The 11002-nt window shown below is 70.8% G+C and carries 10 protein-coding genes; 7 read left to right on the top strand and 3 right to left on the bottom strand.

Features of this window, described 5'->3' with window-relative positions; all coding sequences use genetic code 11:
* The first annotated feature begins 294 nt into the window (after positions 1 to 294).
* The 5 genes from acs (at position 295) to ACFYP4_RS14800 (ending at position 5776) form a co-directional block, all read left to right on the top strand.
* A complete protein-coding gene (gene acs / locus ACFYP4_RS14820; RefSeq protein ID WP_358852894.1) occupies positions 295 to 2295 on the top strand; it encodes an acetate--CoA ligase in 2001 nt (666 codons plus the stop codon).
* A 213-nt stretch (positions 2296 to 2508) separates the two neighbouring features.
* Entirely contained in the window at positions 2509 to 3963 is a 1455-nt protein-coding gene (nhaA, locus tag ACFYP4_RS14815) for a Na+/H+ antiporter NhaA (protein WP_388785568.1), read from the top strand.
* Between the two features lie 43 nt (positions 3964 to 4006).
* The gene (locus ACFYP4_RS14810) at positions 4007 to 4495 is read left to right on the top strand and encodes a phage holin family protein (protein WP_358852896.1); all 489 of its coding nucleotides are present in this window, start codon (positions 4007 to 4009) and stop codon (positions 4493 to 4495) included.
* Entirely contained in the window at positions 4492 to 5442 is a 951-nt protein-coding gene (locus ACFYP4_RS14805; protein ID WP_358852897.1) for an alpha/beta hydrolase, read from the top strand. Before ACFYP4_RS14810 ends, ACFYP4_RS14805 begins: the two co-directional genes overlap by 4 nt.
* A 154-nt stretch (positions 5443 to 5596) precedes the next feature.
* Positions 5597 to 5776, top strand: coding sequence for a hypothetical protein (locus tag ACFYP4_RS14800; RefSeq protein ID WP_388785565.1), 180 nt, complete (start codon positions 5597 to 5599; stop codon positions 5774 to 5776).
* 57 nt (positions 5777 to 5833) lie between these two features.
* Here ACFYP4_RS14800 and ACFYP4_RS14795 read toward each other — a convergent pair whose 3' ends face one another.
* From ACFYP4_RS14795 to nth, 3 genes are all read right to left on the bottom strand, one after another.
* Positions 5834 to 7033 (bottom strand): MarP family serine protease, encoded by a 1200-nt coding sequence (locus tag ACFYP4_RS14795; RefSeq protein ID WP_358852899.1) that lies wholly within the window; start codon positions 7031 to 7033, stop codon positions 5834 to 5836.
* 13 nt (positions 7034 to 7046) lie between these two features.
* Entirely contained in the window at positions 7047 to 7814 is a 768-nt protein-coding gene (locus ACFYP4_RS14790; RefSeq protein ID WP_388785562.1) for an NUDIX hydrolase, read from the bottom strand.
* Positions 7815 to 7875: 61 nt separating this feature from the next.
* Positions 7876 to 8955, bottom strand: a complete 1080-nt coding sequence (gene nth, locus ACFYP4_RS14785) for an endonuclease III (protein ID WP_388785705.1) — start codon at positions 8953 to 8955, stop codon at positions 7876 to 7878.
* A gap of 335 nt (positions 8956 to 9290) precedes the next feature.
* On the opposite strand from nth, the gene ACFYP4_RS14780 reads away from it, so the two are divergent.
* Together ACFYP4_RS14780 and ACFYP4_RS14775 are read left to right on the top strand one after the other, a co-directional pair.
* Complete coding sequence (locus tag ACFYP4_RS14780) at positions 9291 to 9965, top strand: Crp/Fnr family transcriptional regulator (protein ID WP_016642758.1); 675 nt, start codon at positions 9291 to 9293, stop codon at positions 9963 to 9965.
* 167 nt (positions 9966 to 10132) lie between these two features.
* Positions 10133 to 10954, top strand: coding sequence for a nucleotidyltransferase domain-containing protein (locus tag ACFYP4_RS14775; protein ID WP_388785560.1), 822 nt, complete (start codon positions 10133 to 10135; stop codon positions 10952 to 10954).
* Positions 10955 to 11002 lie beyond the last annotated feature (48 nt).

The raw sequence follows: 11002 nt of genomic DNA, 5'->3' as shown, positions 1-11002 counted from the left end.
CCGGGGTGCGGCCGGATCAACGACGGCCGCACCCCGCCCGGCCTCCCCACGCCGCGCGACCTCGCACCCCGCCCGGCCTCCGCACCTCGGTACGAGCAGCCCTTCGTGCCGGCTGCCGCCCCTTCCGGATCGCCCCGCGTACCCGGGGCGGCGCAGGGCAGGGCCCGTCCGTACGCCGCAGACTGAACCCGGCCGCCCGCCCGTACGTGCCCCTGAGTGACCCCGCAGTCGCCGAATAGGTCTAAACCAATTCCGGATCTGCCCTTGTCATCGGGCCCTCCGGTCTGATGAGCTGTGGCCTGGGACACAACGGACACCCTGGGAAAGGGAGATGTCGTGAGCAACGAAAGCCTGGCCAACCTGCTGAAGGAAGAGCGCAGGTTCGCGCCGCCCGCCGACCTGGCCGCGAACGCCAATGTCACCGCGGAGGCGTATGAGCAGGCCAAGGCTGACAGGCTCGGCTTCTGGGCCGAGCAGGCCCGTCGGCTGACCTGGGCCACCGAGCCCACCGAGACCCTCGACTGGTCGAATCCGCCGTTCGCCAAGTGGTTCAAGGACGGCAAGCTCAACGTCGCGTACAACTGCGTGGACCGCCATGTGGAGGCCGGCCACGGCGACCGGGTCGCCATCCACTTCGAGGGCGAGCCGGGCGACAGCCGCGCGATCACCTACGCCGAGCTCAAGGACGAGGTGTCGAAGGCCGCCAACGCGCTGACCGAGCTGGGCGTCCGGAAGGGCGACCGGGTCGCCGTCTACCTGCCGATGATCCCCGAGGCGGTCGTCGCGATGCTCGCGTGCGCCCGCATCGGCGCCGCCCACTCCGTCGTCTTCGGCGGATTCTCGGCGGACGCGATCGCGGCCCGGATCGCGGACGCCGACGCCAAGCTCGTCATCACCTCGGACGGCGGCTACCGGCGCGGCAAGCCCTCCGCGCTGAAGCCGGCCGTCGACGACGCGGTCAGCCGGACGGACGCCGTCGAGAAGGTGCTCGTCGTGCGCCGGACCGGCCAGGACGTCGCCTGGACCGAGGGCCGCGACGTCTGGTGGCACGAGATCACCGCCAGGCAGTCCGCTGAGCACACACCGGAGGCCTTCGACGCCGAGCACCCGCTGTTCATCCTGTACACGTCCGGTACGACGGGTAAGCCCAAGGGCATCCTGCACACCTCCGGCGGCTACCTCACCCAGGCGTCGTACACCCACCACGCGGTGTTCGACCTCAAGCCGGAGACCGACGTGTACTGGTGCACGGCCGACATCGGCTGGGTCACCGGACACTCGTACATCACGTACGGGCCGCTCTCGAACGGTGCGACGCAGGTGATGTACGAGGGCACGCCGGACACCCCGCACCAGGGCAGGTTCTGGGAGATCGTCCAGAAGTACGGGGTGACGATCCTGTACACGGCGCCGACCGCGATCCGTACGTTCATGAAGTGGGGCGACGACATCCCCGCGAAGTTCGACCTGTCCTCGCTGCGCGTCCTCGGCTCCGTCGGCGAACCGATCAACCCCGAGGCGTGGATCTGGTACCGCAAGCACATCGGCGGCGACCGCACCCCGATCGTCGACACCTGGTGGCAGACGGAGACCGGCGCGATGATGATCTCGCCGCTGCCGGGCGTCACCGAGACCAAGCCGGGCTCCGCCCAGCGTGCCCTGCCGGGCATCTCGGCGACCGTCGTCGACGACGAGGCCAACGAGGTCCCGGACGGCGGCGGCGGATACCTCGTCCTCACCGAGCCGTGGCCGTCGATGCTGCGCACCATCTGGGGCGACGACCAGCGGTTCCTGGACACGTACTGGTCCCGTTTCGAGGGCAGGTACTTCGCGGGCGACGGAGCGAAGAAGGACGACGACGGGGACATCTGGCTGCTCGGCCGGGTCGACGACGTCATGCTCGTGTCCGGGCACAACATCTCCACCACCGAGGTCGAGTCGGCGCTCGTGTCGCACCCGTCGGTCGCCGAGGCGGCCGTCGTCGGCGCCGCGGACGAGACGACCGGACAGGCCATCGTCGCCTTCGTCATCCTGCGCGGGACGGCCTCCGCGGAGGACGAGGGCCTGGTCGCGAACCTGCGCAACCACGTGGGCACGGCGCTCGGGCCGATCGCCAAGCCGAAGCGGATCCTGCCGGTGGCGGAGCTGCCGAAGACCCGTTCCGGCAAGATCATGCGAAGGCTGCTGCGTGACGTCGCGGAGAACCGCGAGCTGGGCGACGTCACCACGCTCACCGACTCCACGGTGATGGACCTCATCCAGGAGAAGCTGCCGGCGGCGCCCAGCGAGGACTGAGGTCACGGCCGACAGGCCTGAGCATGCCCGGAGAGGGCACCCGGCGCCGCGCCGGGTGCCCTCTTTGTGTTTAGTGTGAAGATCACCGGATCCGTCCGGCAGCACCTTAGGTAAGCTAAGGAACGCGTCAACAACGTCATACGTGGACCCAAGGTGCGCCGGGAAGTCTGGTCGGCATGTGCTCAGCCCTGCCCACCGACCGGAGGTCGCCCCGTGACCGCGCCCAGCACCGCCACTCGTAAGTTCCTCGGCCGGCTCTCGCTGCCCGAGCGGAGCTTCGTCGCGAACGCGCTGCGCGCCGAGACCGTCGGCGGCATCCTGCTGCTCGCCGCCGCGATCGCCGCACTGATCTGGGCGAACGTACCCGCGCTGCACGACAGCTACGAGAGCGTCCGCGACTTCCACCTCGGCCCCGCCGCGCTCGGGCTCGACCTGTCCGTCGAGCACTGGGCGGCCGACGGCCTCCTCGCCGTCTTCTTCTTCGTCGCCGGCATCGAGCTCAAGCGGGAACTGGTCGCGGGCGACCTGCGGGACCCGAAGGCCGCGCTGCTGCCGGTCGTCGCCGCGCTCTGCGGCATGGCCGTACCGGCGCTCGTCTACACCCTCGTCAACGTCACCGGCGGCGGCTCCCTCCAGGGCTGGGCGGTCCCGACCGCGACCGACATCGCCTTCGCGCTGGCCGTCCTCGCCGTCCTCGGCACGTCCCTGCCCTCGGCCCTGCGCGCCTTCCTGCTCACGCTCGCCGTCGTCGACGACCTGTTCGCCATCCTGATCATCGCGGTGTTCTTCACCGACCGGCTGAACTTCCCGGCGCTCGGCGGCGCCGTCGTGGGCCTCGCCGTCTTCTGGCTGCTGCTGCGCAAGGGGGTACGCGGCTGGTACGTGTACGTCCCGCTGGCCCTGATCATCTGGGGGCTGATGTACAACAGCGGCATTCACGCCACCATCGCCGGTGTCGCGATGGGTCTGATGCTGCGCTGCCACCGGGTGGAGGGCGCGGGACCGGACGGCAAGCCCGAGGAGCAGTCCCCCGGCGAGCGCGTCGAACACCTGGTGCGCCCGGTGTCGGCAGGACTCGCCGTTCCGCTGTTCGCCCTGTTCAGCGCGGGTGTCGCGATGTCCGGCGGTGCCCTGGGCGCCGTCTTCACCCGGCCCGAGACGCTCGGTGTGATCCTCGGCCTGGTCGTCGGCAAGACGGTCGGTATCTTCGGCGGGACCTGGCTGACGGCCCGTTTCACCCGGGCCTCCTTGAGCGAGGACCTCGCCTGGCCGGACGTCCTCGCGGTCTCCTCACTCGCCGGTATCGGCTTCACCGTCTCGCTGCTCATCGACGAACTGGCCTTCGCGGGTGACCCGGTGCTCGCCGACGAGGTCAAGGCGGCCGTCCTCATCGGCTCGCTGATCGCTGCCGTACTCGCCGGGACACTGCTGAAGGTACGGAACGCCAAGTACCGCCACCTGTGCGAGGCCGAGGAGCGTGACGAGGACAGCGACGGCATCCCCGACATCTACGAACTGGACAACCCGGCGTACCACTTGCGCATGGCCGACATCTACGAGAAGAAGGCGGCCGAGCACCGCAGGCTCGCCGCGGAGAAGGCAGCCGAGCGACGCGCGCTTGCCGAAGTGAAGGGCGGGGCAGGCGAGGAGAACGCCGGTCCGGCATGATCTGACGGGACCGCACCATTCCATGCAGAAGAGGGAGATCGCGATGAGCGCACCCGACGGCAGCCCGGTCGGCGCCGAACGCAGCATCGGCCAGTTGTTCGCCTCGGCGACGACCGAGATGTCCGCGCTGGTGCATGACGAGATCGCGCTGGCGAAGGCGCAGCTCAGGCAGGACGTCAAGCGCGGGGCGGTCAGCGGCGGCGCGTTCTCCGCGGCCGGCGCGGTGCTGATCTTCTCCCTGCCGATGCTGAGCTTCGCCCTGGCGTACGCCATCCGGACCTGGACCGACTGGAACCTCGCCGTCTGCTTCCTGCTCTCCTTCGCCGCGAACGTGCTGGTCGCCGGAGTGCTCGCGCTGATCGGCGTCGTCTTCGCGAAGAAGGCCAAGAAGGGCAAGGGCCCGCAGAAGGTCGCCGCCTCGATGAAGGAGTCGGCGGGCGTCCTGCAGAACGCCAAACCGCACCCCCGTGAGGTGACCGCCCACGAGCGTGTCCCGGAGGCCATCGAGGCTGTGGCACGCTCATCCTCATGACCGACCCCGCCACACCTTCGGCTCCACCCGCTTCAGTCGTACGGCTCGACGTGCCCGGCGGGAAAGAGGTCGTCCACCGGGACGTCGCGGCCAACGGCGCGCGTTTCCACATCGCCGAGATGGGCGACGGGCCGCTCGTTCTTTTGCTGCACGGCTTCCCGCAGTTCTGGTGGGCCTGGCGGCATCAGATGGCGGCTCTCGCCGACGCGGGCTTCCGTGCGGTGGCCATGGACCTGCGGGGCGTCGGCGGCAGCGACCGCACCCCGCGCGGCTACGACCCGGCGAACCTCGCCCTCGACATCACCGGGGTCGTCCGGTCGCTCGGCGAGCCCGACGCCGCGCTCGTCGGCCACGACCTGGGCGGCTACCTGGCGTGGACGGCCGCCGTGATGCGCCCGAAGCTCGTCCGCCGGCTGGCGGTGTCGTCGATGCCCCACCCCCGCCGCTGGCGCTCGGCCATGCTCTCGGACGTCAAGCAGACGACCGCGGGTTCCTACATCTGGGGGTTCCAGCGGCCGTGGATCCCCGAGCGTCAACTCGTCGCCGACGACGCCGCTCTGGTGGGCCGTCTGTTGCGGGACTGGTCGGGGCCGCGCCTGCCGGACGACGAGGCCGTGGAGACGTACCGGCGTGCCATGTGCATCCCGTCGACGGCGCACTGCGCGATCGAGCCGTACCGCTGGATGGTGCGTTCGATGGCACGCCCGGACGGCATCCAGTTCAACCGGCGCATGAAGCGGCCGCTGCGGGTGCCGACGCTCCATCTGCACGGTTCGCTGGACCCGGTGATGCGCACGCGCAGCGCCGCGGGCTCCGGGCAGTACGTCGAAGCCCCGTACCGCTGGCGGCTGTTCGACGGACTGGGGCACTTCCCGCACGAGGAGGATCCGGTGGCATTCTCCACCGAGCTCATCAACTGGCTGAAGGACCCCGAACCCGACCGGTGACGAGTCCCGCGGGCGTCCGGTAGATGGGCGTTCGCACCCGTTCGGCATCCAGTGGGGAACGCTTGTCCTTCGAACAGCCAAATGCCTCGCGCATAGGCCAATTGGGGGCCCGTGAGGCGATTACCGACCATGAGGCCCGGGCAGACGTCGGGGTATGGGCTGGACGCACGACTACAGTGACGCAGCACGCACCCGTCGCTCGGCCACGGGCCTGAGCTACCACCGGAGGGGTGCCCCGCAACTGCAGGGCACGGAGCTCAGGTTGGGAATCCCGCACATCCTGCGCCGCCGGGCCCGCTGGGTCTCGGCGCGACTGCGTCACCCCCGCGGCTGACCCGCAGACCGGACGCCACGGCTGCTCGGCCCGGCCGACGGGGCAGCCTCCGCCTCGTCAGAGCGCGCAGCTGTCGCTGTCCACCTGCTGGTTCGCCGTACGACCCTTGGTGATGTCCTCCCGGACCTCGTCCGCGGTCAGCGCGTAGCCGGTGTCGTCGTTGTCGAGGGACTTGGCGAACACCACGCCGTACACCTTGCCTTCGGGTGTGAGCAGCGGTCCGCCGGAGTTCCCCTGGCGCACGATCGCGTAGAGCGAGTAGACGTCGCGCCGGACCGTGCCGCGGTGGTAGATGTCCGGGCCGTTCGCGGTGAGCCGGCCGCGCACCCGGGCGGGCTGCACGTTGTACGCCCCGTTCTGCGGGAAGCCCGCGACGATCGCGCCGTCGTCCCTGGTCGCGTCCTTGGACGTGAACTGCAGGGTGGGCGCGCGCAGGTTCGGCACGTCCAGTACGGCGATGTCGCGCTCCCAGTCGTACAGGACGACCGTCGCATCGTACTTCCGGCCTTCGCCGCCTATCTGGACCGTGGGCTCGTCGACACCGCCGACCACGTGCGCGTTGGTCATGACGCGGCGCTCGCCGAAGACGAAGCCGGTGCCTTCCAGGACCTTGCCGCAACTCTGCGCGGTGCCCATGACCTTGACGATGGACTTCTGCGCGCGCTTGGCCACCGCGCTGTTGGCGAGCGCCGGGTCGGGGGGCTGGACCTCGGTGATCGGTTCGTTCGCGAAGGGGCTGAAGACCTGCGGGAAGCCGTTCTGCGCGAGGACCGAGGAGAAGTCGGCGAACCAGGTGTCGGCCTGGGTGGGCATCGCCCGCGACACGCCCAGCAGCACCTTGGAGCCGCGCACTTCCTTGCCGAGCGTCGGCAGCGTCGTACCGGCGAGGGCGGAGCCGATCAGCCAGGCCACGAGCAGCATCGCCACCACGTTGACCAGGGCGCCGCCCGTCGCGTCCAGGGCGCGGGCGGGGGACCAGGTGATGTGCCGGCGGAGCTTGCTGCCGAGGTGGGTGGTGAGGGCCTGGCCGACGGAGGCGCAGACGATCACGACGATCACCGCGACGACGGCGGCGGTCGTACTGACCTCCGTGTCCTCGGTCATGGCGCCCCAGGCGACGGGGAGCAGGTAGACCGCGACGAGGCCGCCTCCCAGGAAGCCGATCACCGACAGGATGCCGACGACGAAGCCTTGGCGGTAGCCCACGATCGCGAACCACACGGCGGCGACCAGCAACAGGATGTCCAGCACATTCACGGAGGCCACCCTGTCATGCGCGCCAGTCGAGCGGGACCTGCTTCTCCCGGTCCCAGGGCAGCTCCCAGCCCGCGTAGTGCAGGATCCTGTCGATGATCCCGGCCGTGAAGCCCCAGACGAGGGCCGATTCGACCAGGAAAGCCGGGCCCCGGTGACCGCTGGGGTGGACCGCCGTCGCCCGGTTCGCCGGGTCCGTGAGATCCGCCACGGGGACGGTGAAGACCCGCGCCGTCTCGGCCGGATCGACCGCGTCGACCGGGGTCGGACGGCGCCACCAGCCGAGCACCGGCGTCACCACGAAGCTGCTCACCGGAATGTAGAGCCGGGGCAGCACGCCGAAGAGCTGGACGCCGCTCGGGTCGAGGCCGGTCTCCTCCTCGGCCTCGCGCAGAGCGGCGCGCAGCGGCCCGTCGGTCTCGGGGTCGCCGTCCTCGGGGTCGAGGGCGCCACCGGGGAAGGACGGCTGGCCCGCGTGCGATCTGAGGGAGCTCGCGCGTTCCATGAGCAGCAGCTCGGGGCCGCGCTCCCCCTCGCCGAAGAGGATCAGTACGGCGGACTGGCGGCCCGCGCCGTCGGCCGGCGGCAGGAAGCGGCTCAACTGGAGCGGCTGCACCGTCTCCGCGGCGCGGGCCACCGGTTCCAGCCAGCCGGGCAGGCCGTTCCTGCTCGGCGCGATCCCCTCGGCGGACGGGACCCGTCCCAGGTGCGTGCCGTGGCCGTGCTGCGTGCCGTGGTCCTGGTGTGTGCCGTGGCCCTGGTGCGTATGGCTCGCGTGCGTCATCGCCACCCCCGTTCTTCCGGTCTCAACGCGTGCGGTGCCGCGGATCGTTCCGCGCCGCAGGTCATCCGGTGCCCAGGGGCGGTGCCGCGATACCACCTGCGTCCAGGTAGGCCTGCGGGGGCTTGAGACGCTGGCCCGGGAAACCGCCCTTCTCGTACTTCAGGAGCTTCTTCGCCTTCTCGGGGTCCGTCTCGCCCTCCCCGTACGCCGGGCAGAGCGGGGCGACTGGGCAGGCGCCGCAGGCCGGTTTACGGGCATGACAGATGCGGCGGCCGTGGAAGATCACGTGGTGCGACAGCATCGTCCACTCGCTCTTCGGGAAGAGGGCGCCGACGACCGCCTCGACCTTGTCCGGGTCGGTCTCGTCCGTCCACTGCCAACGGCGCACGAGGCGTCCGAAGTGGGTGTCCACGGTGATGCCGGGCCGCCCGAAGGCGTTGCCGAGCACCACGAACGCGGTTTTGCGGCCCACTCCCGGCAGCTTGACCAGGTCTTCCAGCCGACCGGGCACCTCGCCCCCGAAGTCGTCCCGCAGCGCCTTGGACAGCCCTATCACCGACCTGGTCTTGGCCCGGAAGAACCCGGTGGGCCGCAGGATCTCCTCGACCTCCTCCGGGTTGGCGGCGGCCAGGTCCTCGGGCGTGGGGTACTTCGCGAAGAGCGCCGGTGTCGTCTGGTTCACCCGCAGGTCGGTCGTCTGTGCGGACAGCACGGTGGCGATCACGAGCTGGAACGCGTTCTCGAAGTCCAGTTCGGGGTGCGCGTACGGGTACACCTCGGCGAGCTCGCGGTTGATGCGGCGGGCCCGACGGACGACGGCGGGGTCGGGCTTGGGCTGCTGCGCCGGGGGCTTCTTGACCGCGGTCTTAACCGTCTTGGCCGTCTTGGTTGTCTTGGTTGTCTTGGCGGGCACGGCCTTCTTCGCGGGCACGGCCTTCTTCGCGGGCACGGCCTTCTTCGCGGGTGTCGCCTTCTTCGCGGGCGTCGCCTTCTTGACGGCGGTCTTCGCCGACGCGGTCGTCCGCTCCGTCGACGCGGTCGTCTGCTCCGCGGGCGTGGTCGTCTGCCCGGCGGGGGCCGGCTTCTTCACGATGGCCTTCGTCTTCTCGTTCTCGGCGGGCTTCTTGGCGGCGGCCTGCAGCGGCGCCGACCCTGCCGCATTTGTCGGTTTGCTGGTCCCGCCCGCGGCCTGTTCGCCCACAGCGGAATCGCGACGTACAACCACCCGCCCAGCCCCCTTGGCCTGTGCTCTCACCGGCGATTTGGACACCCGGCCAGCCTAAAGCCCGGCACCGACATCCGCCCCGGACCCTGAAGATCGGCCCCCAATTGGCCCCCTGCCGCACTCGCCAGGACGCCAGTACGGCAGACTTGTGACTGATCACACTGTTTGGAACGCCCGGCAAAATGGGGAACACGGTCCCCTGGCACACGGGGGAGCAAGATCCCCTGAGCAGGTCGACAAGGAGAGAACTCGTGGACGACGTTCTGCGGCGCGCCCCGCTCTTCGCGGCGCTCGATGACGAGCAGGCCGCGGAGCTCCGCGCCTCCATGAGTGAGGTGACCCTCGCCCGCGGTGACGCTCTCTTCCACGAGGGCGACCCCGGGGACCGGCTGTACGTGGTCACCGAGGGCAAGGTGAAGCTCCACCGCACCTCCCCCGACGGCCGGGAGAACATGCTGGCCGTCCTCGGCCCCGGCGAGCTGATCGGCGAGCTGTCGCTGTTCGACCCCGGTCCGCGTACGGCCACGGCCAGCGCGCTCACCGAGGTCAAGCTGCTGGGCCTCGGCCACGGCGACCTCCAGCCCTGGCTGAACGCGCGGCCCGAGGTGGCCGCAGCCCTGCTGCGCGCCGTCGCCCGGCGCCTGCGCAAGACCAACGACCAGATGTCCGACCTGGTCTTCTCGGACGTGCCGGGCCGGGTGGCCCGCGCGCTCCTGGACCTCTCCCGCCGCTTCGGTGTGCAGTCGGAGGAGGGCATCCACGTCGTGCACGACCTGACGCAGGAGGAGCTGGCCCAGCTGGTCGGCGCCTCCCGCGAGACGGTCAACAAGGCCCTCGCCGACTTCGCCGGGCGCGGCTGGCTCCGCCTGGAGGCCCGTGCCGTGATCCTGCTGGACGTCGAGCGGCTCGCGAAGCGCTCGCGCTGACACCGCCCGCTTCATCGCCGTACGCGACGGGGCCCCGCCTTCCGTAGAGGCGGGGCCCCGTCGTCGTCGACGGACGTTCCCCGCCCCTTCGTCCCATCCCGGCTCCGCGCTGGCGCGCTCCCTGAAATGCCGGACGGGCCGACCAGCACATCGGGCACAGTGGGTGCGTGAGCGGAAGTGAGCAGCGCCGAGGGCTGGACGCCCGGGGATACGTGGAGCGTGAGGGATCCCTCGGGAGGATCCAGCCGGCGTTCCGGCCCGTCGTCACCGCGGCGCGCACCCGGGTCGGCGAGGTCTTCGGAGCGCGGCTGCACGGCGCGTACCTCTACGGATCGATCCCGCGCGGCACCGCGCGCGTGGGCCGCAGCGACCTGGACCTGCTGCTGGTCCTGCGCGAGGAACCGACGCAGACCGACCGCGCGGACGCCCGCGCGCTGGACGAGGCCCTCGACGCGCGGTTCCCGCAGATAGACGGCGCCAGGACGCTGCTGCTCGGCCGGGAGCGCGCGCTCAGCGACCTGGAGAGGTACGACGGCGGCTGGTTCGTCGCCTGCCTGTGTACGCCCCTCCTGGGCGAGGACCTGGCCGCCCACCTGCCCCGCTACCGGCCCGACTCCCTGCTGGCCCGGGAGACGAACGGCGACCTGGCGGTGCTCCTGCCGCGCTGGCGTGAACGGATCAGGGACGCGGCGGACACCGACGAGGCACGAAGCCGCCTGGTGCGTTTCATGTCACGCCGCCTCGTCCGCACCGCGTTCACCCTCGTCATGCCGCGCTGGAACGGCTGGACGAGCGATCTGCGGGAGATGGCCGAGGCGTTCGGCGCGTACTACCCGGGGCGCGCCCGCGAGCTGCGCGAGGCGGCCGCCCTCGGATACGAACCGCGCGGCGACCCGGCCGTCCTGCGTGCGTACGTCGACGACCTCGGCCCCTGGCTTGCCGAGGAGTACGCGCGCGTGCACGGCGTCAAGGCGCCACGCCCTGACTAGGGCTGGTCCGGCAGTCCGGCAGTCCGGCAGTCCGTCAGTTGCCGCGAC

Origin of the sequence: Streptomyces sp. NPDC005551 (genome assembly GCF_042871785.1) — a bacterium.
GTDB lineage: Bacteria > Actinomycetota > Actinomycetes > Streptomycetales > Streptomycetaceae > Streptomyces.
Note: the sequence above shows the minus strand (reverse complement) of the source record. Positions and strands in the feature narration are given on the sequence as shown.

Excerpts from the sequence above, each read along its gene's own strand:
- ACFYP4_RS14800 (WP_388785565.1), top strand. The coding sequence starts at position 5,597 with ATGGGCTGGACGCACGACTACAGTGACGCAGCACGCACCCGTCGCTCG.
- ACFYP4_RS14790 (WP_388785562.1), bottom strand. The coding sequence starts at position 7,814 with ATGACGCACGCGAGCCATACGCACCAGGGCCACGGCACACACCAGGAC.
- ACFYP4_RS14805 (WP_358852897.1), top strand. The coding sequence starts at position 4,492 with ATGACCGACCCCGCCACACCTTCGGCTCCACCCGCTTCAGTCGTACGG.
- ACFYP4_RS14810 (WP_358852896.1), top strand. The coding sequence starts at position 4,007 with ATGAGCGCACCCGACGGCAGCCCGGTCGGCGCCGAACGCAGCATCGGC.